Source organism: Rhizobium sp. BR 315 (assembly GCF_050577975.1).
In the GTDB taxonomy this organism is placed as follows: domain Bacteria; phylum Pseudomonadota; class Alphaproteobacteria; order Rhizobiales; family Rhizobiaceae; genus Rhizobium; species Rhizobium miluonense.
The window spans coordinates 1-25539 of sequence record NZ_JARWKZ010000028.1; the positions used below are offsets into that span (position 1 = coordinate 1).

Here is a 25539-nt window from a genome sequence, read left to right on the forward strand (position 1 = left end):
TTCGCCTTCGCCATGATGGCGGTGATCCGGTATCGCGCCAATGACGTGACGCCCCAAAAAAGACCGCGGATGCCGACCATCAGGATTTAATCCGCTGGTCTATCCAGGAAGTCCGGCGCATCGCCACAAGGCTTGCCCAGCGTCGCATAAAGCCCGCCTACGTCATCGCGTGGTCATGCTGGAGGCGCGCCCATCAGGCTGCCGCTCGACGAGCGCATTTGAAGGCGAAAATGCAACTGTAATGCTAGGCTATTTCAGATGCGCATATGCGACGGCGGAACCCGCGTTTCAAAGCTGCATAGGAGAGTGATTGTGAATCGGCTTCGAAGGTTCCCCCATTGATGTCCGCGACAACTATTTGGGAACGCATTGAAAATTAGGAAATTAAGTGGGCTACCTCCGCGCCGACCTTAACTCCGCTTTGGCGCGAAATTGCATAAGTAGATCAATATGTTGGATTCCGTCTCCAGGGGCACCGTCGGGTCCGCTTCACATCGATTTGCCTTCGACGATTGCCGAGCTTTCTTCAAACGAGATCGCAAATGGGGAGCCGTCAGCATCCTCGAACGGGCACATTAGAAGAAAACAAGCCCATGAGCTCCGGCAACAGCGCCGAATGCCGTCACGACCGCAAGCAGAAGAAGAAGTTCGTGCAGGCGGCTTATGCGACGGAAGGCTGCCCGCGAGTCCCTCTGAGCGTCCCGCTGGAATTTCGCGTGAAAAAGCGGCTCGATCACAAACAACATAAGCATGAAGATCAGCCACATGCCCAACATTGCCGACATCCACCAGAAATTCAGATCGGCGAAGCGGTCCCAGAGCTCCAACCTGTAGGTCATCCAGAGGCCTGTTATGCCCGCAACCGGTGCAGAGATGCGAACCTGTGCGGAGAAATGCCGTTCAACCCTTTCGAACAGCATCTGTGCGTCGGCACTGACCCGATCCGATCTGACGAGCGGCAATATGACCAGCGTCACGAAGCTCAGTCCGCCGATCCAATGAATGACGGCAAGAACATGCAGAGCACGGGCGACCACGATGTCATCCATCATTCACGCCCTCACAAGACGACCGTCGTTCCTGCGGTCGATGGCACGAGCGCGGACGCTTTGCAGCGTCAACCAATTGCCGGCAAGATCCGACAGCGCGATTTCTTTGGCAAGTCCGGCCGCGAACTCCCGAAACGGCACGAGGTTGATCTCGGGAACCCCGATCAAAGCGGGCACGGAAAGTTCCATTGCCCGAACGATTAGCGATCGAAAGCCGCCACCTTCCACCTCGACCTTGCCGAATTTGGAGAGCACCAGAAGGTCAGTCTTCTCGGAGAGGCTCTCTCCAACCGCCTCGCAGGCGACGACCAATCGATCGGTATCGAGGGCGCATCCCCGCGCTTCCCGCCCGCGATCCTCGGATATTGCATAGAGCTTATTACTCGCAAGATCCCTGAGATACATATCGCATTTGGTGCGATCAGATCGCGGCTCGCTAAGCTGGATAAGGCCGGCAAGGCGCATGCCCTCGCCCATCATCGTCTTCGTCGTGTCTCGCAGAAATCTCTCGAAATCCGATCCCTTCGAATAAACGATTGCGGCAATGGGGTAGCTGGAGTGATCGAGGTGCATTGGTGGCATCCTTCGGATTTGCGCTGATTGAATTGGAGCGTTTCGATCGCATTCGCCGGAAGAGCGGAAGGCAAGCCACCTTTCCGGAGCCGCAGATGGCATGTCCATCCGCTGCAGCGTGACGAGACGGCTGAGTAAGTTTGACGCCAAGTCGGCGGGCCACGTCAAAAGACGCCGGCCACACATGTGCGGGGAAACATCTGTCATGCCCTAGCGCGAGTGTCACAGCAAGTATCCTCCGGCAACACCTTGTTCAGGATGGCGCGAACCGCGGCAAGGCCCGGATCCTCGGAGCGGTTCATGATCCCAATCAGCTGCACGAAATGATCGTCAGATGCCGTTTCCATGAACGAGCGGACGATCGCCGCAAAGTAGCTTGCCGGCTCCATCGCTTCTGCAGCCGCTGCGTTTTCGAGCCGTTTGGCCAGCCCTTCCATACCAAGGGCTTCGATCAGCCTTTCGACGGTTTGAGGATTATCGAGGCTGGCGAGTAGCGTACCGAACATGGTTTCTCCTCACTGTACCAGAGGTGTCGCGGCACCCTGAAGTGTGGTCCCCCGGATGTCGGCTCGGCCCACGAGCAGCGAAATATACTGCGCCGTCGCCTGCCGGCTGACATGTTCCTCGAGATATGCGGCAATCTGTTCCCTGACTGCTTCGAACGGCAGGAGCGAACCCTCGATCTTACGAACGAGGCGGATGAGATGAACCCCATAGCGACTTTCGATGGGCGCCGAAATCTCGCCAACGGCAAGCGCGATCAACGCGGTTTCGAATTCCGGCGTCGTATCTCCCAGGCTGATCTGCCCGAGGCTGCCGCCGACCTCGCGGGAAGGACAGTCGGAACAGTCTTTGGCCAGTTCGGCAAAGCGATCCGGCTCGCGGTCCAGAATGCCGGCAAGGGAGTCCACCCGCTCCCGCGCGTCAGCGAAGGCGTTGGCATCCTGCCGCCGCGCTGCAATCAGGATATGATCCACCTCGAAAAGCGGCGGTGTCACGAAACGCTTGCGGTTATTGTCATAGAAGCGGCGCAGCGCCTCGTCGTCCGCGGCAGGCGTCTGCACTTCCCGCTCGAGGAGCGCACGCAGCAGTGCGTCTTCATCGGTTTCGGCGCGCCCTTCGGCGTCGGCCTGTGGCTCGATGAGGATGCCCAGACGCTGCGCTTCCTCCAAAAGCAGATGGCGAACGACGAGCGCCCGCGTCGCAGCATGCCACGCAGCACCCGGATTGTCGGCCGGGAAATTCTGGGTCTCAGCGGCGATGTCCTTGCGGGAGATCGGCACGCCATTGACGCTGACCGGCGGCATGACGCCTGCCCCGGCCGCCCGACTTGGCTGGTGGTCATGCTCGTGCTCGTCGTGAGGCTGTGTGACGGTACGATCGATGATGATGGAAACCATGATTCACTCCCCCGGATGCCTGTAGGAACGCGACGGATGGCGCTCGCGATTAAAGCGACTCCGCACGACCTGATAGCCGGGACGCCCGAGATACCAGATCGGTGCACTCCAGACATGGACCAGGCGGGTGAACGGAAACAGCAGGAAGATCGTCATGCCGAGCAACAGGTGCATTTTGAAGATGGGATGCACGTCCGCGACGTAGGCAGCAGCAGCTGGCTGCAAGGTCAGAATGCCCTGCGCCCAGTTCATGAACTTCACCATTTCATGACCGTCCATGTGGTGGAGCGAGACGAAGATGGTGGAGAGGCCCAGCGTCAGCTGCAGCCACAGAACGAGCAGGATCGCCATATCCCCGAAACTCGACATCGCCCGGATGCGCGGATCGAAGAAGCGGCGATGGGCAAGAAGCGTGATGCCGATGAAGCAGGCGATGCCGGCAACACCACCGACGACGATCGCCAGGCCCTGCTTGAAACTGTGCGGGATCCCAAGCGCGTCGAAAATCGCAATCGGCGTCAGCAATCCGCCGGCATGGCCGATGAAGATCACCAGAATGCCGATATGAAAGAGATTGGAACCCCAACGCAGCTGCTTGCGCCGCAGCAGCTGCGAGGAACCGGTCTTCCAGGTATATTGCTCGCGATCGAAGCGGATCAAGCTGCCAAGCAGGAAGACAGTGAGGCAGAAATAGGGATACCAGCCGAAGAGTGCGGAATTGATCGTCTCGGACATGATCTTCCTCCTTCAATGGGGGTTGCTGCGCACATCGCGATGTGCGGCCCGCAGTCGGGTTTGAAGCCGTTCGGTGGAACAGCCATCCATGGCGCCGCTCCCCGGACCGAAGGTGACGGTCGTTTCTTCCCATTCCGCGTCGAGCGCGGCGAGATCGGCTGCCCCTCCCTCGGAGAGATCCGCTTCGCCGGACGTATCGAGCGAGACGCCCGCCACGACGCGAATGGCCGTTAATACGGCCGCATAGGGAGAAGCCCTTGAGACCAGGCGCTCTTCAAGCGCGCCCAGGATATGAGCAGTCTCCGAGAGAAGGCTGAGCGCCTCGCCAAGCGGTTTCGTCGACAGATATTCGAGGAAGAGCGGCAGATAATCCGGAAGTTCATTGGCCTGGAGCTCCAGTCCGTCTTTCTCGTAAAGGGCGGCAAGATCGACCATGGCCTGGCCGCGGTCGCGGCTTTCTCCATGCACATGCTCAAAGAGATGCAGCGAAAGGCACCGGCTCCTGTCGAATAGCTCGACATAACGTTCCTGCAGCTCGAAGAGATCGAGCGATGCAAGATCATTAAGAAGCGGGCGAAGCGACGACATGACGGAAGTCGGCACGAGTTTCTCCGCGGCGATCGCCTCTTCGATCTCCGGCACGGCGGCACAGAGTTCCTCTGACGGATAGGTCAGGAGTGCGGAGAGTGCGCGGAAGGTAAGAACGGCTTGTCTCTCGGTCATTATGCGATCTCCATCGGGTTCTTGGCCTTCTTCTGCGGCTTCGTGCCGAAGAGATTGGTCTCGCTTGAGCCGCCGGAACAGCCGTTGCCAAAGGAGAACCCACAGGAGCCGCGCAGGTCATAGGCATCCTCGCTCCATTCGCGGTGCGCCGTCGGGATGACGAAACGGTCCTCGTAGTTGGCGATCGCCATGATCCGGTACATGTCCTCGATATTGGCGCCGGTGAGCCCGACATTCTGAGCGATACGCTCGTCGATGCGGCCGTCGATGGATTTGGCGCGCATGTAGCCGCGCATGGCAAGCATCCGCTCCAATGCCAGCGCCACGGGCTCCTCGTTGCCTGCAGTCAGGAGGTTGGCGAGATATTGCAGCGGAATGCGCAGCGAACGAACGTCTGGCATGTCGCCGTTCAGGCCCATCTTGCCGGCGGACGCCGCTGATTGGATCGGCGACAGCGGCGGCACATACCAGACCATGGGCAGGGTGCGATATTCCGGATGCAGTGGGAAGGCAACCTTCCAGTCCATCGCCATCTTCCAGATCGGCGAAACAACAGCGGCTTCGAGCCATGCCTCCGGCACGCCATCGGCGCGCGCCTGGGAGATCACCTCCGGATCCTTCGGGTCGAGGAAAAGATCGAGCTGGGCCTGATAGAGATCCTTCTCGTTCGGTGCGCTTGCGGCCGCCTCGATGCGGTCGGCATCGTAAAGCAGCACGCCGAGATAGCGAATGCGTCCGACGCAGGTTTCCGAACAGACGGTCGGCTGGCCGGCTTCGATACGAGGATAGCAAAAGATGCACTTTTCCGACTTACCGGACGACCAGTTGTAGTAGATCTTCTTGTAAGGGCAGCCAGATACGCACATGCGCCAGCCGCGGCACTTGTCCTGGTCGATGAGCACGATCCCGTCCTCCTCACGCTTATAAATGGCGCCCGAGGGACAGACGGCAGCACAGGCCGGATTGAGGCAGTGCTCGCACAGCCGCGGCAAGTACATCATGAAGGTATTTTCGAACTGGCCGTAGATTTCCTTCTCGATGCCCTCGAAGTTCACATCCTTGGAGCGCTTCTCGAATTCGCCGCCAAGGATTTCCTCCCAGTTCGGACCCCATTCGATCTTCTCGATGCGCTCGCCTGAAATCAGCGACCGCGGCCGCGCCGTTGGAAAGGCCTTCGATTCCTTCGCCGTATGCAGATGGTCGTAGTCGAAGGTAAAGGGTTCATAGTAGTCGTCGATCTCCGGCAGGTCCGGATTGGCGAAGATATTGGCAAGGATGCGCCATTTTGCGCCGATCTTCGGCTCGATCTTGCCGTTTCGCTTACGCCGCCAGCCGCCGTTCCATTTCTCCTGGTTTTCCCATTCACGGGGATAGCCGACGCCGGGCTTGGTCTCGACATTGTTGAACCAGGCATATTCGACGCCCTCACGGCTGGTCCATACGTTCTTGCAGGTAACCGAACAGGTATGGCAGCCAATGCATTTATCGAGATTGAGAACCATCGCAATCTGGGCACGGATCTTCATTCTGCAGCCTCCTTCTGAGCATTGGTTGCAAGCGGCTCTTCCAACCAGTCGACCTTGGACATCTTGCGCACGACGACGAACTCATCGCGGTTGGAGCCGACGGTGCCGTAATAGTTGAAACCGTAGGCAAGCTGGGCATAACCGCCTATCATATGGGTCGGCTTCAGGACGGTGCGGGTCACCGAATTATGGATGCCGCCGCGGTTGCCGGTCAGTTCCGAGCCGGGGGTGTTAATGATCTTCTCCTGGGCGTGATACATCAGCACCATGCCCTGTTTGATGCGCTGCGAAACGACGGCACGGGCCGTCAGCGCGCCATTGGCGTTGAAGACCTCGATCCAGTCGTTATCGACGATGCCTGCCGACTTCGCATCCGTCTCCGAAATCCAGACAACCGGCCCACCCCGGTTCAGGGTTAGCATCAGGAGATTGTCGGTATAGGTGGAATGGATGCCCCACTTCTGGTGCGGCGTCAGGAAATTGAGAACGATTTCCTTGTTGCCGTTCGGATGGCGATCCTTGACCACGCCGATGGTCTTTAAATCGACCGGCGGCTTCCAGGTGACGAGACCTTCCCCGAAAGCCCGCATCCAAAGATGATCCTGATAGAGCTGCTGGCGACCTGTCAGCGTACGCCAGGGGATCAGCTCATGGACATTCGTATAGCCGGCATTGTAACAGACCTTCTCGCTCTCGATGCCCGACCAGGTGGGCGACGAGATGATCTTGCGCGGCTGCGCCTGGATATCGCGATAGCGGATCTTCTCGTCTTCCTTGGGAAGTGCAAGGTGCGCGTGGTCGCGGCCGGTCGCCTTCGACAGGGCTTCCCAGGCCTTCACCGCCACTTCGCCATTGGTCTCCGGCGCAAGCATCAGAATGACCTCTGCCGCATCGATGTCGGTCTCGATTTTCGCAAGGCCCTTTGCCGCACCGTCCCGATGCACACCGTTCAGCGCTGCAAGCGCTGCCACTTCGTGCTCGGTCTTCCAGTTGATGCCCTTGCCGCCATTGCCGATGGAAGTCATCAGCGGTCCGAGTGCGGTAAAGCGGGCATGGATGTTCGGATAATCACGCTCGACGACTGCGACCGATGGCATGCTGCGGCCGGGAATCGGCTCGATCTCACCACGTTTCCAATCCTTGACATCGAAGGGCTGCGCCATTTCTCCGGCGGTGTCGTGCTGAATTGGCGTCAGCACGACGTCCTGCTCGACACCAAGCACTTCCGGAGCGACCCGCGAAAAGGCCTCGGCGATACCCTTGTAGATGTCCCAATCGGAACGTGCTTCCCAGGCCGGATCGACCGCCGCAGACAGCGGATGGATGAAAGGATGCATATCCGAGGTATTGAGGTCGTTCTTCTCGTACCAGGTGGCAGTCGGCAAGATGATGTCGGAGTAGACGCATGTGGTCGACATGCGGAAATCCAGCGTCACCAAAAGGTCGAGCTTGCCGCGCGGCGCCTCGTCGTGCCAGACGACTTCCTTGTTGCGGATTGCCCCTTCCGGTCCGAGATCCTTGCCCATGACGCCGTTTTCGGTGCCGAGCAGATGCTTCAGGAAATATTCGTGCCCCTTGCCGGAGGAGCCGAGCAGGTTCGAACGCCAGACGAACATGTTGCGCGGCCAATTGGCCGGATCATCCGGGTCTTCGCATGAAAGCTCGAGTTCGCCAGATTTCAGCGCCTTCGCGACATAATCCTTCGGCTCCAGGCCGGCCGCCTTCGCTTTTTCCGCAATCGAGAGTGGATTGACCTTCAACTGCGGGGCCGACGGCAGCCAGCCCATGCGCTCGGCGCGGACGTTGTAGTCGATGAAACTGCTTTCCCAATCGCCTTCCGGCGCCGTCGGCGACAGGATCTCGGCCGCCGTCAGCGTCTCGTAGCGCCACTGATCGGTGTGCGCATAGAAGAACGACGTCGAGTTTTGGTGGCGCGGCGGACGAGACCAGTCGAGCCCGAAGGCAAGCGGTGTCCAGCCGGTCTGCGGTCGCAGTTTCTCCTGCCCGACATAATGGGACCAGCCGCCGCCGGACTGACCAATCGCTCCGCAGAAGACGAGGAGGTTGATCACGCCGCGGTAGTTCATGTCCATGTTGTACCAATGGTTCATGCCGGCGCCGATGATGATCATCGAGCGGCCATTGGTCTTCTCGGCGTTGGTGGCGAATTCACGGGCGACGGTGATGATCGCGTCACGCTTGACGCCGGTGATGTGCTCGGCCCAGGCGGGCGTAAACGGCACATTCTCGTCGTAGTCGCGGGCAACATTCGCACCGCCGAAGCCGCGATCGAGACCGTAGTTCGCCATCATCAGATCATAGACGGTCGCGACCTTGATGGGAGCGCCATCGGTGCCTGATATCGTCCGAACTGGAACATTGCGGGTGAGGATTTCGCCGTGCTCGGTCGCCACGAAATGCTCCGTGGCACGGCCGCCGAAGTAGGGAAAATCGACCGCCTCGATCGCAACGCCCTCGCCCGCAAGCGAGAGCTTGAGAGACGTGCTACGGCCGTGGCCGTCCTTTTCTTCGAGGTTCCACTTGGCCGATTCTCCCCAGCGATAGCCAACGGAGCCGAGAGGAGCGACGAGTTCGCCCGTCTTCTCGTCGATCGCGACCGTCTTCCATTCCGGATTGTTGGTTTCGCCAAGCGCGCCTTCCAGTTCGGAAGCCCTGAGTAGGCGCTCGGGAACCAGCCGGCCCTCGCGCTCCACGAGCCGCACGAGGAACGGCATATCGGTGTAACGGCGGGTATAATCCTCGAAATAGGGAACTGACCGCTCGAGGTAATATTCGCGCAGGATTACATGGCCCATGGCGAGCGCCAACGCCGCATCCGTTCCCTGCTTCGGGTTCAACCAGATATCGGCGAATTTCGTCGCCTCGGCATAGTCGGGACTGACGACGGCACTCTTGGTGCCCTTGTAGCGGACTTCGGTGTAGAAGTGCGCATCCGGCGTACGCGTCTGCGGCACGTTCGAGCCCCAGACGATGATGAAGCCGGCATTGTACCAATCAGCGCTCTCCGGCACATCGGTCTGCTCGCCCCAGGTTTGCGGGCTTGCCGGCGGCAGGTCGCAATACCAATCGTAGAAGGACATGCATACGCCGCCGATGAGCGAGAGATAACGCGCGCCTGCCGCATAGGAGACCATCGACATCGCCGGGATCGGCGAGAAACCGATGACGCGGTCCGGGCCATGCGCCTTGATCGTGTAGGCATTGGCCGCGGCAACGATTTCCGTCACCTCTTCCCAATTCGCCCGCACGAAGCCGCCGTGGCCGCGGATGGAGATGTATGACTTGCGCTTTTCGGCATCTTCGACGATCGACGCCCAGGCTGCGACCGGCGACATGGTTTTCCGTGCCTGGCGCCAGAGCTTCAGAAGCCGCCCGCGGATCATCGGGTATTTCACCCGCGCGCCGGAATAGAGGTACCAGCTATAAGAGGCACCACGGGCGCAGCCCCGTGGTTCGTGGTTCGGCAGGTCCGGCCGTGTGCGTGGATAATCCGTCTGCTGCGTCTCCCAGGTGACGATACCGCCCTTCACATAGATCTTCCACGAGCACGAACCCGTACAGTTCACGCCATGGGTCGAGCGGACGATCTTGTCGTGCTGCCAGCGCTTGCGGTAACCGTCCTCCCAGGAGCGATCCTCGCTGGTGACGATGCCGTGGCCGTTGGAAAACTGGCCGACATTCTTTCGAAAAAAAGTGAGCCGATCGAGGAAATGAGACATAAGGTTCTCCTGGTTTTATTCGGCCGCCGCAGCCTTGCCGGTGGTATTTCGCTTGTTGCGCTCGACGTCGTAGAGAAGGCTGCCCTTGCGGGTATAGGCGGCCCATGTGAGGACGAGGCAGGTCACGTAGAAGATGAGGAAGGCCCAGAGTGCCGCCTGCGGCCCGCCGGTGAAGGTGATCGACAGCCCGTAGCCCATCGGAATGAAGAAGGCGCCAAAGGCAGCGATGGCCGAGGTAAAGCCGGTGATCGCAGCGGATTCCTTTTCCGCCTCCAGACGGCGGGCTTCGGGCGTCGCGTCCGGCATCAGCCGGATCATTTCCTTGCCCATGATCGCCGGGATCATCTGGAAGGTCGAAGCATTGCCGACGCCGGTTGCGAAGAAGAGCACGAGGAAGGAGATGAAGAAGCCCCAGAAGGCGCCCGGCTGATCCTTGGTCGCGATGAACCAGAGGACGCCGCAGGCACCCGCCATCATCAGCACGAAGACCCAGAGGGTGACCCGCGCGCCGCCGAAGCGGTCGGCAAGCCAGCCGGTTCCCGAGCGGGAAAGCGCTCCGACCAAAGGACCAAGGAAGGCAAACTGCAGCGCGTTGACATCAGGAAACAGCGTCTTGGCAAGCAGCGGAAAGCCCGCCGAATAGCCGATGAACGAGCCGAAGGTTCCGGTATAGAGCCAGCACATGATCCAATTGTGTCGACGCTGGAAGATGACCGCCTGCTCCGCAAAGGAAGCCTTTGCCGAGGCGATGTCGTTCATCCCGAACCAGGAGGCGAAAGCCGAGATCGCGGTGAAGGGCACAAAGAAGAAGCCGGCATTCTGCAGCCAGAGCGGTGTGCTGCCAGCTACTGCTTTCGTCATCACCGGATCGCCGCCGAGCCAGCCGAAGATGCCGGCGGTGATGACCAACGGAACGACGAACTGGACGACGCTCACGCCGAGATTGCCGAGACCAGCATTAAGGGCCAGCGCATTGCCCTTTTCCGATTTCGGGAAGAAGAATGAGATATTGGACATCGACGAGGCGAAATTACCGCCGCCGAAGCCGCAAAGCAGGGCAAGAAGAAGAAAGACGATATAGGGCGTATTCGGGTTCTGCACCGCAAAGCCGATACCGACTGCAGGAATGATCAACGACCAGGTCGTGAGCGTCGTCCACAGCCGCCCGCCGAAAATCGGCACCATGAAGGAATAGAAAATCCGGAAGGTCGCACCGGAAATGCCGGGAAGTGCAGCCAGCCAGAAAAGCTGATCGGTGGTGAACGTATAGCCGACGAGCGGCAGCTTCGCGACGACCACCGACCAGACCTGCCAGATAGCAAAGGAAAGAAGCAGCGCCGGGATCGAAAGCCAGAGATTGCGCCGCGCGATGCGCCTGCCCTTTTCCGCCCAGAAGGCCGGGTCTTCCGGACGCCAGTCGGTGAGCACCGCATCGCTGCGGCGAGGTTCGGCTTTCGGCGCCGGCATACCCTGCATTTCCGGGAAGGGCGGCAGCGCAGCGAGGGTCTTTTCCGTGGCACCACGCTCCATCTGACGGATGGCCATATGCATCCAGATGAGAGCGACCGAGACCAGCAGGAACAGCGCCATGAAGCAGCTGGTCCAGAGGCCGGTGAAGTCGAGCAGAACACCGAAAAGAATCGGAAGCAGGAAACCACCGAGACCGCCGATCATCCCGACCAACCCGCCGACGGCACCGACATGATCGGGATAGTAGGCCGGAATGTGCTTGTAGATGGCAGCCTTGCCCAGCGCCATGAAAAAGCCGAGGACAAAGAGGACGATGGTAAAGCCTACCAGGCCCATCTCAAGGTGGAAGGTGGCAGGGCCGCTGAGTGTTTTGACCGCGTAGTCGGTCGGCGGATAGGCGAGGATGAAGGTGGCGACGATGGAAACCAGGAACGTCCAGTAGAGCACGCGGCGCGCGCCATAGACATCCGACAAATGGCCGCCATAGGCGCGGAAAAGGCTGGCTGGCACGGAGAAGAAGGCTGCGATCATGCCGGCCGTGCGAATATCGAGCCCGTAAACATTGATCAGATATTGCGGCAGCCATAGTGCAAGGGCGACGAATGCGCCGAAGACAACGAAGTAGTAGAGCGAGAAGCGCCAGACCTGCACATTCTTCAGCGGTTCAAGCTCGAGCCATGCGCTCTTTGGGCTTTGACCGGCGCGCCGCCGTTCGGCATGGATGGGATCGTCTTTCGTCGTGAACCAGAAGAGGATCGCGGTGACGACCAGACCGGCCGCCCATATTTCTGCAACCGCATGCCAGCCCCAGGCCACCAGGACAAGCGGCGCAAGAAACTTGGTGACGGCCGAACCGACATTACCGGCCCCGAAGATTCCAAGCGCCGTGCCCTGTTTGTCGGGCGGATACCATCGCGATACGTAGGCAACTCCGGCGGCAAACGAGCCGCCTGCGATGCCGACCTCGAGAGCCGCTAGAAGCATTTGCGGATATGTATGCGCATAGGTCAGCAAAAAGGTTGCCGCCGCAGCGGCAAGCATGGTGCCGACGAGCACGATGCGCCCGCCATAAAGATCGGTCCAGATTCCGAGTATGACGCGGATCAACGAGCCGGTAAGAATAGGCGTGCCGACCAGAAGGCCGAATTCGGTCTCGCTGAGCCCAAGCTCGTCTCGAATTCGAATGCCAATGATGGCGAAAATGGTCCAGGCTGCAAAACATATCGTAAAGGCAATCGTACTTGCGGTAAGGGCAGTACGCTGCGCCTTGTGATCAATCTCTTCGAGAGCAGGCATGACGATATTCCGTTCGTGACAAGGAACGAGTCCCTCTTTGGCCTCGAAATCGGAATAACTGCGAATGCGGGATGCAACTTTGATTTCTGTCAAACGGAGGAGTCGATGCAAAGTATTTTTAAATAAAATCGACTGCACGGCAGAGGAAACTCGAGTACAACCGCTTTAATTGACTTATTTATACTTATGGATTGATAAATGTCATGTTATGAATATAAACTCGTCAGCTATCTAAAGGAGGTCACATATGCGATCCGATAGTGCCGCGAAGATTCGCAATCTGGACCTCTTTGCAGACATGCAGGACGACGCGTTCGACATGCTTGTCGACGGCAGCTTCCTCCAACGTTTCCCCCAGGGCGTTACGCTCATCCGTGAGAGCGACCCAGCTGACTTTCTCTACGTCGTCGTCGACGGATTGGTGGAAATGTATGCCGGAACCGGTGCGAGAGAGACGACGTTGGACATCGTGGCTCCCGTTGGCGTATTCATCCTTGCGGCCGTGCTCAACGATGAGATCTGCCTTCAATCAGCCCGAACCCTGGAACCGTCCAATATTCTGATGATTCCCGCAGCCAGGATCCATCAGGCCATGCAAATCGATGCTGCTTTTGCTCGGGCGACCGTCATAGAACTCGCCGCTGGTTATCGTCAAACAATTAAAGATTTGAAAGACCAGAAATTGCGCACTAGCGCCGAGCGCTTGGCAAACTGGCTCTTGCGAACCGAAATAGAACAAGGAAGCCAAGGATCGGTCGAAATTCGTGTAGAGAAGCGAATTCTCGCCTCCCGGCTAGGGATGACGCCAGAAAATTTGTCGCGAGCGTTTTCCGCCTTGAAGGCATACGGTGTCGAGGCCAGAGGATCGCGCGTCAGCATTTTGGACCCTGCCGCCTTAACCGGCTTTGCAAAGCCAAACATGCTGATCGATACTCCTGAGAGGAAAACCGCACTGCACGGCAATTAGTTCTTCCGGCGGAATTTAATCTTCGAGAAGCCAAGAGGCTATGCGCCGGGCCGATCCTCATGGCGAGACGCGAGCAGAAGGTGAACAATGCAAGCCGCAAGCTCAGGGTGCGGCGTGCTTCACTTCTGCAAGAGCACGCGCACCAGTTCTGCTTGTCGCTTCACCCCGATTTTGTCGAAGATGTTCGACAGATGCGTTCGTGCCGTTCCGACAGCGATACCGAGCCTGTCCGCCGCGGCCTGACGGCCGTCACCTTTGACGATTTCCAAGGCGAATGCGGCTTCCGCCGGCGTCAAGCCGAAGCGTTGTCGCAGGCTATCGAGCCGAGCCTGCATTTCCGTCTCGGGATCGGTCACGAGCACGATGGCGACAGGGCGGCGGTGCGAAACGCTCCAGGGTAGCGCGATCACGGCCGCCTCCAACGGCACCGGGGCTATGAGCACGCCCAACGGCGAGCTACCGGTCTTCCGTGGCAGCGTCAGGTTGCCGCCGCCCCTTATGCCGGCTGGTGCCACACAGGATGAAATCAGTCTCCGCAACCTCCTGCCGCTATCGGCGTCATACGCCGACAGCATGCCGGCCTCGAGCCGCAACCCATCGCCGGCGTCGAGGAGGACATCGGCAATGCGATTGGTAAACAGAGGCTTTGCCTGCCCGTCGACGAGGAGAAAGCCCTGTTGAATTCTGTTAAAGCCATCGAGCACACTCTCGCTGGCGAAGGACAGATGATAGAGGCGTCGTTGCAACGCCACCGCCCGGACGAGGTGTTGCGCAAGCGCCGCGAACAGACGCTTCTGATCGGCGTCAAATGGCAACCGCCTCAACGATCCGTAGCACGTGAAAATTCCCGTTGCACCAGCGTCGACAAGCAGATTGGTGGTGAGCGGCTCGCTGTCGTAGCCGGCCGGAAGCCACCACTCCTGATAAAAATCAGTGTCCCTAAATTGGTCCCGCGTGATGAAATTGCCGACGGTGAAGACCTTACCCGGTGCCTGACCGATGCCGAGCGGCAGCAGCGGATTGCGTGGCGCCCAATCGAGCAGGTTGCAGATCAGCGCTGGATCCAGCCGCGGCGCGAGCAGGTTCGAGAGCCCGGTCGCTGGATCGTATACGCCAAAGGTCACCTCCGGCCCCCCAACGGCATCACCAATCCGGTTGAGGACGTCCGGCCAGCGCGCAGCGTCGAGAGCTGCATCGTAGATTGCGGTGGCGAGATCCAGCACCCGTTCTTCACCGGAAAGTGCATTACCAGGCATCAATCTGCCTCCGCCTTGTTTCAAGATCCAGATGGCATTCCCGACCGCAAGCACGGGATTCAGCGCATTCCCGTACAAATGTTGCCATAGAACCACGACGGCCGACAATCAGGTCAAGCCTACGACGAACGTCGCATGCGAGTGCCGTGCGGCTTGGAATATAGTCGGAGCAATCGCCCGGCGCTACTCGTCTTCCTGTAGCATGCGCAGCTCGCCCAGGGGCCAACCGTGGAACATCGTCATGGCATTTCAATTCTGGATTCGGCTCAATCAGATTCGCTGCAATTTCCAGCGCAGCAAGACGGGCGATCACGACACCGATGCGATCACGTTCCAGGTATTCAAGAACGGATCGGTCGTAGGCCAGGGTGGCATGGTCGACATAAGCAGTACCGGCACTGTGTTCGAATTCCCCAATTCGGGTGGCGCATTGTTCGGCCCGAACCCGATGGGACCGGCCACGAAGGCAGGTCTCATCAACGACGGCTGGATCGTTGGCCCTCTGGATGTCGTCGCGACGGATACGATCACGGTTTGCTATACCGCGACCAATGTGGGCGACGGCTTCCTTAGTCAGTCAGAGAAAGACGTCGACCAACTCACCGAAAAGTTATTCGACGGTTTCTACTACTGGCTGTTCGGTGAAGCCACGGGTGGGGTAGGACTCATCGTCGGTGCCGCTGATCTTCTGAAAAACATCAGCGACTACACCGATAAGCTTCCCGTACTTCCAGACGAAGCCAAATTCGTTATCAAGCTGGTCACGAGTCCAGTGGAGACCTTACTTGGGGTACCCGACCCGGCTCTGTGCAACGGGACCGTATTCGCAGGTAGCTCGACCTTCACCGGATCACAGCTCGCCGCGCTCGATTTCAGCCGGCCGAACAAGGCGCGACAGGTACCAGTATCCGCGGCGTCGGAATTCGAGGTGGTCACGGACCTGCTGACTGACGCTCCAACACACAACAGTCAGTGCGGTCATGAAGCCGAATCGGTCGTGGCGTTTTCCGTCTTTTGTAATCACACGCCCATCGGCATGCCTGCCCATTGCGGCGGCGACCTGGTGCAAAGCAGTTGGGGCGCGACGGGCAATTTCGAATTGCTGGTACCGTCGGGTGGCGCAGTGCGACACTTCGCGAAGAATAATGACGAACCGAATTCCCCGTGGGTTCAAGTACACACGTTCGGCTATGCCACGTCGCCGTCGCAACTTCACGGACTACCCATGATGGCGGGACACCCCAGCATGATCCAGAGCCAGTATCTCGGCGACGGCTTGCATGGCAATTTTGAAGTCGTGCTGTCGGCGAGGCCGGTGAGCGGAATCGTCGAGCCCCATGTGGATCATTGGTGGATGGACAGCAGCTCGGGGACCTGGCACGGGCCTGAGCCGGTGATCACCGCCGAGGGCGAGACCGTCTTGGCCTTGGGGGGCGATCCGGTCATGCTGCAAAGCAATTGGGGCGTTGCCGGCAATTTTGAACTGCTCGTTCCAAACGGCAGCCGTGTTCGGCACTACGCCCGCGATAACGACAACGGCGCGGCACCTTGGCACTTCCAGCACGAGTTCGGATATGCCGCGCCGGATACGGTAGCCGGCGCAACATTCATACAAAGCCGATATCGCAGCGACGGCTTGCACGGCAACTTCGAGGTCGTCCTGCGCATGTTGGGCGGTGATGGCGCACCGAGCCGCCTCGACCACTGGTGGTTCGATTCAGCCAGGATGGCATGGGTTGGGCCGATCAATATCACCGAAGGCACCAAGCCCGTTATTGGCGCCACCGCGGATCCCGCCCTGTTACAGAGCGACTGGGGGCAAGCTGGCAACTTCGAGCTCCTTGTACCGATGGGCTCGCGAATACATCACTACGCCCGCAACAACGACGCCAACCCGCCGAGCTGGGCTTTCGTACGCGAATTCGGTTATGGCCGCGACCGGTTCATTCGCCACGTAAGCTTCATCGCGATGCGAAACAGCAAGGGCGACGGCATTCACGCCGACTTCGCGGCATTGGTGCGGTCGCAGGTTTTCGGGCAGCCGGAAACACATGATCTATGGCGCTTTAGCAGCCGAACCGGCTCGTGGGCAGGGCCTGAGCACGTGATCGCGGGGGGTGTCTCAGTATAGGGCTCCTTGGGAATTTCTGCGCTATGCTTGCAAAGGCTTCAAAGGTGTTCAGTTTTTCAACGCTTTGACCCTGATTTGCATTTGAGGCTGATCCATTCAGTGGCTGAGAACCCATTGACGACTTTGCGATATCAACATCTAGGTAAGGTCGCGACGAAATGCAAAGTTGGGTGAAATCTCGAAACAAATGAACGTCGGGGGCGCAGACGAATGACAGAGCACGTTTCCAATTAAGCGGGCACCGTCGGAGGCCTGCTTCGTCCCCACCCCGATTTTCCCTGTCATCATGGGCAGAGGATGCCGAGATCAGTCGCCTGAATGTTCGCCCTGTCACTGGAGGTTCGTCCAGTGACAGGGCAGACCGCCGACGGATGGCAGTGGTGTCGACGGTCGGGGGCAATCATCCACTATCCGAATAGATCTGCGTTGAACACGGACCTTAGTCTGAGGACGAGCAACCTTCTTCGCCAACGCAACTTCCGAGGCGTAATACCGGTGGGTATCGGCTCGCGGCCGTGACCGAGAGCTTCTCATGCCGTGTCTAACGCTTTAAATTCGTGCCGATCCTTTTGATCGGAAGGGTAATGACGTCTCAACTCGATATGTTTTCGGAGAATGCGCAGACCGTTCGCAAAACGTCGGCCCTAAGCCCGCGCAATCGACAGGTCGGCTCTGCTCCCGACGAAGCGGAGATGGTGCGGATCCTGGAAGCAACGGGACGCTATCAGATCTTGAGAAAACTCGAGCCACGCCCGATCGTCACTGCCCCAAGGCCTGGCTATCCTCTGCAAGGCGTCATCCTCGATACAGAGACGACCGGGCTTGACACCAAGAAAGACGAGATCATCGAAATCGGCTTGATCGGCTTCACCTTCAATGACGACGGCGAGATCGGGGATGTTACGGGTGTCTACGGTGGGCTGCAGCAACCGAACGCGCCGATCCCCGCCGACGTCACCCGACTGACCGGCATCACCGACGCGATGGTCCTCGGCCAAATGATCGACCTGCCGGCGGTGCGTGCGCTCATCGAGCCCGCCGATCTCATCATTGCCCACAACGCCGGCTTCGATCGGCCGTTCTGCGAGGCCTTTTCCTCGATCTTTTCCCGCAAGGCCTGGGCCTGTTCAAATGCCGAGATCGATTGGAGCGCCCGAGGATACGAGGGCACCAAGCTTGGTTATCTCATCAACCAGAGTGGCTTTTTTCATGTCGGACATCGCGCCGTCGATGACTGCTTTGCGCTGCTGGAAGTGCTGGCGCGCTCTCAAGACGATATCGAACGAACACCCTTTGCCGAGCTTTACCGGGCGAGCAAGCGCTCACGGGTGCGCATCTTCGCCGAGAACTCGCCGTTCGATCTGAAGGATCGGCTGAAAGAGCGAGGCTATCGCTGGTCCGACGGCAGCGACGGCCGGCCGAAATCATGGTGGATCGAGATCGCCGAAGAGGCCATGGAAGACGAGCTTCGGTTTCTACGAGACGAGATCTACCGTTGGAACGAAGCCGATCCGCCTATTCAGCATCTAACGGCGTTCGACAGGTTTCGAACCCGGAGGTAGCTCCTGGTTAGAAGCCGACCATGCCCAGTGGGTCTTCATGCGGGTAAGAAATGAGATTTCCAGTTCTACATCAGCCTAAGGCAAAGCCCCGAACAATCTCGATCTTTGCGGCATGCCTCATACTGTCAGCGCTGGCCAATCATCCAGCGGATGCCCAATCACTTATGATACCGTCGGGCGAATTGCGTCTTGGCATGACAACAGATCAGGTGATCCACCTCCTCCGACGCGAGGCAAAAGCGAGTTGGGATACAGAAGGATTTCCTCACGCCAACATGGTAGACCTCAAAATCGGCGATCGGGCGATCAGTGCGATTCTTACAGCCAAAGGTATCGTCTACTCAATTCACTCGCAAGACACTTTCCCGGGAGATCCGGTTGGAAAGCAAGCGGCAGAAGCCGCATTCCAAAATTATCTCAAAACCTATTCCGCACCCAGCGCGCCGCCGATCTTCCGTACTCCCGAGGTCACAGGACAAGCCTGGACAAGCAAGGAAGGCCATCTAACAAAAGTTGTACTAATGTGCGATGAAACTGTGTTGATCGTCGAGATTGACGATTATCAACGTCAATTAGCAGATGACGGTGAAAGCGACGAAAAACGGCAATATTTCCGTGAATCTGGCCCATACAGCCCGAGTCGCTGCTTTTAATCGGAAATCCTGTTATTGACCGACTATCCAAGCAAAGCGTGTCGAGTTTCACAACATTCTGACCCGCAATTCCATTTGATGTTGATCCAATCAGTCGTCGAGAACCCATTGACGAATTTGCTATATCGCTATCAAAGCAGGGCCACGGCGAAATGAAAAACTGGGTGAGATCGCGACGCAAATGAACACACAGGCGACCGAACGCTGAACTGACCCGCTTCTTTCAGGCAAACTTACGCTGATCGGCCGAAGTTCTAAAACGACTTGAATACCGAGCAGCTACAACAGCCCACCGTGTGGGCAAACAGCGTTTCATGAGGCTGGGCAGCGCGTCGCCTTTCACTCAATCCTTGCAGCGAAGATTTTTTCAAGTTTAAGCGACGGATTTCGTTCGCTCGACCGTTCAACCAGCACAAATCTGATGAGAGCCTCAAATGACATGGTTCATCGAGGTCCGGGCACATCACGGTCCGATGTTGGAGAGCGAGAATGGTTGCATCATTCAAAATGCCAGTGGACGAAAGCCGGAGATGTTCGGCAATTCTTCTTGGCATCCTGCTCGTCGTCACTCTCCCCATCGCGGCACGAGCAGACACCTGCAAGGTTCCGCCGCCAATTTCGGCCATAGACCCTCCTGGATTCTACGATGATCCGGGCGGCTACAGCGAGGCGATAAAGCCGCTTCATGCCTTTATCGACGAGGTGAATAAGGTAGCCGACAGCGGCGATCAGGCTTGTCTGGTCAAGCTTCTTGATAGCTGGGCGCGTGCCGATGCCCTGATGGCACCGATCAAAGGCTATCAGGGATATTATGAACGCTCATGGGCTGGCACCGATTTCGCGCTGGCGCTGCGTCGGTTCTTTCCGCAGACAAAGACGGACGCTCACGCCGTTCCTCCGACCATCTCGAAATGGCTTATCGACATAGCTGTCTCCACGCGGGATGCGAACGCCATCAACCGACTGCACAACAATCTGGTTTACTGGGCGGGCCTCGACCTTGCAGCAACGGGAACACTGATGAACCGACCCGATCTGATCGACGCCGGCATCGCTCGGGCGCGAGAAGGTATCAAGGACATTCAGCCGAATGGTACACTTCAGCGCGAATTGAAACGCGACGACCGGGCCCTTCACTACCATAACTTTGCTCTCATTCCATTGGTCTTTACCGCAGAATTGGCGCAGGCGCGGGGCGTCGATCTCTATTCGGAAAACAATGGGGCGGTGCGATGCTTGGCGAACCTGGTAATCAATGCCGCAATCAATCAAAACAGCTTTTCAGCTTACACCTCTACACCACAACACCTGTTTCCCTGGACTTTTGCCGGCGACCTTGCCTGGATGGAGCCGTATCAGGCGCGCTTCCACGATCCACGATTGGCGGCTCTGCTCGCTCGGCGTCGGCCATTTATTAACCCGCGGCTCGGCGGCAACGTCACGGCGGCTTGGACCAGGCAGCCGACAGTGGGGCATTTATAGTGACGAAATCCCGCATGATTAAAAACGCACGCAAGCATGCTCTTGTGGAGATGGCGCTTGTCGCTGATCACGGCTCGGATCATGGCCGCCAACTAGCGCCGCAAGCTTCATCGCCGGTTAGCTTAATGCTCTTGAAGGAAATGAACTGCCGACACTGTACGGCAATCGAAACTCTGGAAAGAGAGAGAACTCATGGCCGAGTGATCGCAACCGCTTGCTCTTGAGCCCTGTTATCTGATCAAAATGCTTTATTCCGTCTCATCGCAATCATAGTGACTGTCAGCCCGGATCATTTTTTCGCTCGCGCGAGGTTTGGGCCTCATTCCCGCTCATAAACGCTCTTGCAAACCCTCCCTCTCTCGCAATCATTATCGGTGCAAACGCCACGAAATATGAACCAATGCTGATGCCGCAGGTCGCAAACATCAGCTCCCCTTCGCCGCCGTAAAGGCTGAACAGAAGATCACATTCTCATATCGGGATCCGGTCGCCGATGGAGCATTTGTCACAACCAGCCGAGAGTAAACAGCATGGATATGTTTTCAAAACGAATCTGGTCTTTCGGCGGAATAATCCTTGCCGTTACGTTGGGACTCTCAGCGGAGGCCAACGGTGCGAACTGCATCGCTGCTAAGGAGAATTCCGGATACCGGTTTACCGGCGTCATCGGTCATGAGACCGCCGAACTGCCGACGGGAGACACCGAGAGCTACGACACGCTGAAACTTGACCGACCGATCTGCTTCTACGATCCAAACCAGAATGATGGCGCAGAAAAGGAAACTATCGACACGGTGCAGATCATCGGCAAGGGCGCGCCTGTGCAAAAGCGGATTGCCGCAAACCAGGGACGGCATGTCAAGCTGACCTTTGGCGATTTTCTTCCGGCAGGTACCGCTGTTATTCACCTGCCCGTATGGGGCGACATTACGGCGCTAACGATTATTAGAAACTAGGTCGTTGATTCCGGATTTTGATACCGTTTAAGTTCTCCATAGTGTGGAGCTGTCGGGTTTCACAACGCGCTGCCCCATATTTCCATTTGACCTTGATCCATTCGATCCCGGGGGAACCCATTGACGAATTTGTGATATCGATATCGAGGCAGGGTCACGGCGAAATGCAAAAATGGGTGAAATCACGACGCAAATGAGCAACTACAACGAGTTCCGGCCACACAGCGCGATCGGCAACAAGGTGCCAATTTCGCTGATGAACGGCCTATCGGCTCCGCGGCCGGGCTGAGCCTTAAACCCGGAAAATTCCAGGTACTGCTGGCCCAAAACCGAAGAGCATCTCATCAGCTATTTTGAAATCTCGATCGATAGGTGGCAGGCGAAAGCCCGACGACTGCTCGAAATTGATTGCGGAAGTTAGTGGCGGTTCCAAAACCGGCATGACGAGCGATAGCATCGATGGAGAGCGTTGTCTCTTCCAACAAGTCCCGTGTCCGGGCCAACCGTTCGTTCTGCAGCCATTCGCCGGGGCCCATTCCAGTGGCCTCGCGAATATGTCGCTGAATACTGCGGACACTGACGTGCGCTTCGTCGGCCATCCGCTTGATCGGCCACTGTTCGGCAAGTCGATCGCGGATTGTATCAAGCAATACGGACAGTCGCGTTCCTGCCGGCGGTGGAAGCGATCGCTCGATGAACTGTGCCTGCCCTCCGTCGCGGTGAGCGGCAACAACGAGCCGACGAGCAACGCTGTTGGCCGCCTTCGCCCCAAAATCCTTTCGCACGACATGGATACAGAGATCAAGGCCGGCGGCGCTCCCGGCTGAGGTGAGAATATTGCCCTCATCAACATAAAGGGCGCGGGGCTCGACCATTATGTCGGGATAAGCCGACGCGAGTTTTTCGACGTGATGCCAGTGCGTTGTTGCCCTCTTGCCAGATAGCAATCCGCTTTGAGCAAGCACGAACGCACCGCCGCAGATCGACACGATGCGCTTTCCGTCGGCCGCCGCTGCACAAAGTGCTTCGAGAAGCCCCTTTGGTGCATCTGCATTCGGGCCCCTCCAACCGGGGATGACGATCGTATCGGCCGCGCGGAGCAGTTCCAGCCCACCGTCCGGCTCAAGAACGAGTCCACCAGCGCCACGGATAGGTCCAGGGTCCACTGCTGCAGTTACACAACGATACCAGCCAGGCCCCATCTCCGGCCGAGAGAGCCCGAAGACCTCAAAAGCACAACCGAACTCGAACGTGCAAAGTCCGTCATAGGCGACGATTGCGACCAGTGGATTGAAACGCTTTGGCATGATCCTTACGATAATGGCAATTCCGGCCACTGGCAAGGATACAGATGCTTTCAGTACGATATCGAACGGATCGAAGGTCTGACCCGGCTATCAAAAACCGAAGGGAATGGTGAATAGTGATGAGACTGATCGGAATGCTGGACTCACCCTACGTGAGGCGTGTGGCAATTTCGCTGAAAATGCTGGAGCTGCCCTTCTCCCATGAACCATTGTCCGTTTTCAGCACTTTCGATGCCTTCGCCGAGATCAATTCGGTCGTAAAGGCACCGTCACTCGTGACCGATCAAGCAGTCGTGCTGATGGATTCCAGCCTAATCCTCGAACATGCCGAGCGCCTCGCAACGCCGGCCCTCAGCCTTTCGCCGGTCGATGTGCAAACCCACGCCCGCGCCCAGCGGATCATCAGTCTCGCGCTCGCCGCTTGCGAGAAGACGGTGCAGATCGTCTACGAATACAATCTGCGGCCCTCGGAAAAGCAGCATCAACCCTGGCTCGATCGAGTTCATAGCCAGCTCGCAGCCGCCTATCGTATGCTGGAACTAGAGGTGAAGGATGTTGACGCCTGGATTTTCGGCGATCGTCCGCTCCAGGCGGACATCACCAGTGCCGTCGCCTTCCGCTTCACCCGCGAGATGCTGTCGGACGCTGTTGCCGCAGTAACGCACCCGGCGCTCGCTGCTCTTTCCGCCAGGGCCGAGGCGACAGAAGCGTTCAGCGCATTTCCCTTCAACTGACCAGCGAACAACGCCGCTATCGTAGACTTGAGGGATTTTGGCCATGACCTTGCCTATCCAGCTCTATTATTGGCCCACGCCCAACGGGTGGAAGATCAGCATCTTGTTGGAGGAGCTGGGCACTCCTTACGACGTCAGGTTTGTCGATATCGGCAAGGGCGAACAGTTCGAACCGGAGTTTCTGAAGATCTCGCCCAACAACCGCATGCCGGCGATCATAGACCCCGACGGACCTAACGGGAAACCTGTTTCCGTCTTCGAGTCAGGTGCGATACTGCAATATCTCGGGCGTAAGTTCGGCCGGTTTTATCCGAACAACGAGGCCGAACGGATCGAGGTCGAGCAATGGCTGTTCTGGCAAATCGGTGGCTTAGGGCCTATGGCAGGGCAAGCACACCACTTTCGGCAGTACGCGCCCGAACCGAGCCCCTACGCAGTTGACAGATATACGAAGGAGGTCCAACGCCTCTACGGCGTCATGGACCGCCAACTTGCTGACCGTGACTATCTCGGCGGGTCCTATTCTGTCGCGGATATCGCCTGTGTGGGTTGGATCGTACCACACGAAAAGCAAGGACAGGATCTTTCCGACTTCCCGCATCTGAAGCGGTGGTTCAAGGCCGTCATGGACAGGCCAGCGGTTGAGCGTGGGCTGGCGGTCGGCCGTAAAGAACGAGAACGTACAGACTTCATCAGTGACCAGAGGGCACAAGCCCTCCTGTTTGGGCACACCAATGATATCCGCTAAGGCTTTGTCTGTTGATTATCGCTTTGATTTGACCCATCCCGATCTGGGGCCACTCCGCCGCTTTTCATGGTGAGTCTACTCGGTATTACGCTCGTGTCCACGCCTAAGCGTGGGCGCGTGGATGATGTACGTCCCAAACTGCCCACTGCAACGACGCCGCGATCGGCACGCCGAGGACAATAGCCGTCCATATCGCGCTTGCAGTGCTGGCAAAACCAAGCAGCCAAAGGGATGCAATCAACCAGAGGCCAACAAGAAATTACTAAAATACATGGTTCAAGATGGCGCCCAAACGATACTTCCGCCGTTATACCTGAAATTTCAGCCACATTGGCCGGCGGTGTCCGCAGTTCTGGCTTCGGAACGAAATAGCAGGCAAAGCCCGCCGGTTCTCCACCCGTTCGCCGCCACTAACGCGGCCAAATCGTTCCAGCTGTAATTCCACCGTAAAATGGATGACTTCCAATCGCCGGTGGTGACAGACCTCTTCGAAATCCAGGCTTTGAAGAGGCTTTAGGCGAAGATTGTTCGGGCAGCAGGGAAGGAATTATGAAACACCTTGCGATCGGTCGGGATCGTTTCGCCATTCGGTTCCCGATCGCCGCCATTGTTTCGTGCAGGCTTTGTTCGATTTCGATCACGCTGACCATCCGCTAGACAGATTTAACATTGTGAAGATAAGGGGCCGGAGATTACTCTCCGCCCCCTTTATATCGAAGCACCCGCAATACGCGCAATTTAGCGGTTCGGGTCGACGGCCTTCAGCTCTTCTTCAAGGCTGCAGTCTTGCACTGCTCGCGGAATTTCTTGCGGTCCTTGCCATGCAGACCCTTGGCATCTGCATCAGCCGAACATTTCTTGGAAATGGCCTGCTTTTGCGCCTCGGCAGCTGCCGGCTTCGCAGCCGTGGTCGTTGTTGCCGCCGGCTTCGCAGCGTTGGTGGTTGCCGCAGTAGCAGCCGGTTTGACGGTAGTGTCAGTGGTTGTGGCGGTTGAAGACGCCGCGAAAGCCGAGCCGGAGAATGCCAGCATGCCAGCGAGGGCGAGAGCATAAGTGATTTTCATGTGTTGCCTCCGAAAGTTAGGGGGTGTCTTAGGAGACGCATGTATTTCTGCATGCCGCATCTGAACCCGATATGAATGCCAGAATTGACGTGTGGAAACCCCTCGCGTTACGCATCGGGTTGTCGTCTCCCGTGATCGCTGGACATCATCGTGAATAGTCCCGAGAT

Annotated in this window: 20 protein-coding genes; 8 read left to right on the top strand and 12 right to left on the bottom strand. The window is 58.0% G+C overall.

All coding sequences use genetic code 11. The features are described from left to right. Positions 1 to 575: 575 nt before the first annotated feature. The 9 genes from QD409_RS22835 to QD409_RS22875 all read right to left on the bottom strand — a co-directional run bounded on the left by QD409_RS22835 (position 576) and on the right by QD409_RS22875 (position 12512). Positions 576 to 1052, bottom strand: a complete 477-nt coding sequence (locus QD409_RS22835; protein ID WP_430763724.1) for a hypothetical protein — start codon at positions 1050 to 1052, stop codon at positions 576 to 578. Next, on the bottom strand, positions 1053 to 1622 hold the full coding sequence (locus QD409_RS22840) for a DUF2478 domain-containing protein (RefSeq protein ID WP_430763725.1): 570 nt from the start codon (positions 1620 to 1622) through the stop codon (positions 1053 to 1055). A gap of 203 nt (positions 1623 to 1825) precedes the next feature. Then, on the bottom strand, positions 1826 to 2128 hold the full coding sequence (locus tag QD409_RS22845; protein ID WP_430763726.1) for a hypothetical protein: 303 nt from the start codon (positions 2126 to 2128) through the stop codon (positions 1826 to 1828). A gap of 9 nt (positions 2129 to 2137) precedes the next feature. Then, positions 2138 to 3022, bottom strand: coding sequence for a peptidylprolyl isomerase (locus QD409_RS22850; RefSeq protein WP_430763727.1), 885 nt, complete (start codon positions 3020 to 3022; stop codon positions 2138 to 2140). 3 nt (positions 3023 to 3025) lie between these two features. Further along, positions 3026 to 3757 carry a respiratory nitrate reductase subunit gamma gene (narI, locus tag QD409_RS22855; protein ID WP_430763728.1) on the bottom strand — a complete coding sequence of 244 codons (732 nt, stop codon included), beginning with the start codon at positions 3755 to 3757 and terminating at the stop codon, positions 3026 to 3028. 12 nt (positions 3758 to 3769) lie between these two features. Further along, positions 3770 to 4480, bottom strand: a complete 711-nt coding sequence (gene narJ / locus QD409_RS22860) for a nitrate reductase molybdenum cofactor assembly chaperone (protein WP_430763729.1) — start codon at positions 4478 to 4480, stop codon at positions 3770 to 3772. Then, positions 4480 to 6006: a nitrate reductase subunit beta gene (narH, locus tag QD409_RS22865; RefSeq protein ID WP_430763730.1), complete on the bottom strand. Its 1527-nt coding sequence runs from the start codon at positions 6004 to 6006 to the stop codon at positions 4480 to 4482. The genes narJ and narH overlap by 1 nt, the downstream gene beginning before the upstream one ends. Beyond that, positions 6003 to 9746 (bottom strand): nitrate reductase subunit alpha, encoded by a 3744-nt coding sequence (locus QD409_RS22870; protein WP_430763731.1) that lies wholly within the window; start codon positions 9744 to 9746, stop codon positions 6003 to 6005. The genes narH and QD409_RS22870 overlap by 4 nt, the downstream gene beginning before the upstream one ends. A gap of 15 nt (positions 9747 to 9761) precedes the next feature. After that, the gene (locus QD409_RS22875) at positions 9762 to 12512 is read right to left on the bottom strand and encodes a nitrate/nitrite transporter (protein WP_430763732.1); all 2751 of its coding nucleotides are present in this window, start codon (positions 12510 to 12512) and stop codon (positions 9762 to 9764) included. Positions 12513 to 12759: 247 nt separating this feature from the next. Between QD409_RS22875 and QD409_RS22880 the strand changes: the two genes are divergently transcribed. Further along, positions 12760 to 13479, top strand: coding sequence for a helix-turn-helix domain-containing protein (locus QD409_RS22880; RefSeq protein WP_430763733.1), 720 nt, complete (start codon positions 12760 to 12762; stop codon positions 13477 to 13479). Between the two features lie 119 nt (positions 13480 to 13598). Here the strand turns inward: QD409_RS22880 and QD409_RS22885 are convergent, their stop codons facing one another. Beyond that, the gene (locus tag QD409_RS22885; protein WP_430763734.1) at positions 13599 to 14735 is read right to left on the bottom strand and encodes a helix-turn-helix transcriptional regulator; all 1137 of its coding nucleotides are present in this window, start codon (positions 14733 to 14735) and stop codon (positions 13599 to 13601) included. Positions 14736 to 14976: 241 nt separating this feature from the next. On the opposite strand from QD409_RS22885, the gene QD409_RS22890 reads away from it, so the two are divergent. The 5 genes from QD409_RS22890 (at position 14977) to QD409_RS22910 (ending at position 21519) form a co-directional block, all read left to right on the top strand. Then, entirely contained in the window at positions 14977 to 16866 is a 1890-nt protein-coding gene (locus QD409_RS22890) for a hypothetical protein (RefSeq protein WP_430763735.1), read from the top strand. A 584-nt stretch (positions 16867 to 17450) separates the two neighbouring features. Then, complete coding sequence (locus QD409_RS22895) at positions 17451 to 18428, top strand: 3'-5' exonuclease (RefSeq protein ID WP_430763736.1); 978 nt, start codon at positions 17451 to 17453, stop codon at positions 18426 to 18428. 194 nt (positions 18429 to 18622) lie between these two features. Continuing rightward, the gene (locus tag QD409_RS22900; protein ID WP_430763737.1) at positions 18623 to 19081 is read left to right on the top strand and encodes a hypothetical protein; all 459 of its coding nucleotides are present in this window, start codon (positions 18623 to 18625) and stop codon (positions 19079 to 19081) included. A gap of 489 nt (positions 19082 to 19570) precedes the next feature. Continuing rightward, positions 19571 to 20563: an alginate lyase family protein gene (locus QD409_RS22905; protein WP_430763738.1), complete on the top strand. Its 993-nt coding sequence runs from the start codon at positions 19571 to 19573 to the stop codon at positions 20561 to 20563. A 530-nt stretch (positions 20564 to 21093) separates the two neighbouring features. Further along, complete coding sequence (locus QD409_RS22910; RefSeq protein ID WP_430763739.1) at positions 21094 to 21519, top strand: hypothetical protein; 426 nt, start codon at positions 21094 to 21096, stop codon at positions 21517 to 21519. Positions 21520 to 21863: 344 nt separating this feature from the next. On the opposite strand, the gene ftrA is transcribed toward QD409_RS22910, so the two are convergent. Further along, positions 21864 to 22826, bottom strand: coding sequence for a transcriptional regulator FtrA (gene ftrA / locus QD409_RS22915; RefSeq protein ID WP_430763740.1), 963 nt, complete (start codon positions 22824 to 22826; stop codon positions 21864 to 21866). 119 nt (positions 22827 to 22945) lie between these two features. On the opposite strand from ftrA, the gene QD409_RS22920 reads away from it, so the two are divergent. Together QD409_RS22920 and QD409_RS22925 are read left to right on the top strand one after the other, a co-directional pair. Then, complete coding sequence (locus tag QD409_RS22920) at positions 22946 to 23560, top strand: glutathione S-transferase (protein ID WP_430763741.1); 615 nt, start codon at positions 22946 to 22948, stop codon at positions 23558 to 23560. 43 nt (positions 23561 to 23603) lie between these two features. Beyond that, entirely contained in the window at positions 23604 to 24308 is a 705-nt protein-coding gene (locus tag QD409_RS22925; RefSeq protein WP_430763742.1) for a glutathione S-transferase family protein, read from the top strand. Between the two features lie 761 nt (positions 24309 to 25069). Here the strand turns inward: QD409_RS22925 and QD409_RS22930 are convergent. Then, positions 25070 to 25372, bottom strand: coding sequence for a PsiF family protein (locus QD409_RS22930; protein WP_430763743.1), 303 nt, complete (start codon positions 25370 to 25372; stop codon positions 25070 to 25072). Between the last annotated feature and the right edge of the window lie 167 nt (positions 25373 to 25539).

Coding starts and splice junctions, on each gene's coding strand:
- QD409_RS22900 (WP_430763737.1), top strand. CDS start 18,623: ATGACAACAGATCAGGTGATCCACCTCCTCCGACGCGAGGCAAAAGCG.
- QD409_RS22835 (WP_430763724.1), bottom strand. CDS start 1,052: ATGATGGATGACATCGTGGTCGCCCGTGCTCTGCATGTTCTTGCCGTC.
- narI (WP_430763728.1), bottom strand. CDS start 3,757: ATGTCCGAGACGATCAATTCCGCACTCTTCGGCTGGTATCCCTATTTC.
- QD409_RS22920 (WP_430763741.1), top strand. CDS start 22,946: ATGAGACTGATCGGAATGCTGGACTCACCCTACGTGAGGCGTGTGGCA.
- QD409_RS22890 (WP_430763735.1), top strand. CDS start 14,977: ATGGCATTTCAATTCTGGATTCGGCTCAATCAGATTCGCTGCAATTTC.
- QD409_RS22905 (WP_430763738.1), top strand. CDS start 19,571: ATGGTTGCATCATTCAAAATGCCAGTGGACGAAAGCCGGAGATGTTCG.
- QD409_RS22895 (WP_430763736.1), top strand. CDS start 17,451: ATGACGTCTCAACTCGATATGTTTTCGGAGAATGCGCAGACCGTTCGC.
- QD409_RS22840 (WP_430763725.1), bottom strand. CDS start 1,622: ATGCACCTCGATCACTCCAGCTACCCCATTGCCGCAATCGTTTATTCG.
- narH (WP_430763730.1), bottom strand. CDS start 6,006: ATGAAGATCCGTGCCCAGATTGCGATGGTTCTCAATCTCGATAAATGC.
- narJ (WP_430763729.1), bottom strand. CDS start 4,480: ATGACCGAGAGACAAGCCGTTCTTACCTTCCGCGCACTCTCCGCACTC.
- QD409_RS22870 (WP_430763731.1), bottom strand. CDS start 9,746: ATGTCTCATTTCCTCGATCGGCTCACTTTTTTTCGAAAGAATGTCGGC.
- QD409_RS22880 (WP_430763733.1), top strand. CDS start 12,760: ATGCGATCCGATAGTGCCGCGAAGATTCGCAATCTGGACCTCTTTGCA.
- QD409_RS22850 (WP_430763727.1), bottom strand. CDS start 3,022: ATGGTTTCCATCATCATCGATCGTACCGTCACACAGCCTCACGACGAG.
- QD409_RS22925 (WP_430763742.1), top strand. CDS start 23,604: ATGACCTTGCCTATCCAGCTCTATTATTGGCCCACGCCCAACGGGTGG.
- QD409_RS22930 (WP_430763743.1), bottom strand. CDS start 25,372: ATGAAAATCACTTATGCTCTCGCCCTCGCTGGCATGCTGGCATTCTCC.
- QD409_RS22885 (WP_430763734.1), bottom strand. CDS start 14,735: ATGCCTGGTAATGCACTTTCCGGTGAAGAACGGGTGCTGGATCTCGCC.
- QD409_RS22875 (WP_430763732.1), bottom strand. CDS start 12,512: ATGCCTGCTCTCGAAGAGATTGATCACAAGGCGCAGCGTACTGCCCTT.
- ftrA (WP_430763740.1), bottom strand. CDS start 22,826: ATGCCAAAGCGTTTCAATCCACTGGTCGCAATCGTCGCCTATGACGGA.
- QD409_RS22845 (WP_430763726.1), bottom strand. CDS start 2,128: ATGTTCGGTACGCTACTCGCCAGCCTCGATAATCCTCAAACCGTCGAA.
- QD409_RS22910 (WP_430763739.1), top strand. CDS start 21,094: ATGGATATGTTTTCAAAACGAATCTGGTCTTTCGGCGGAATAATCCTT.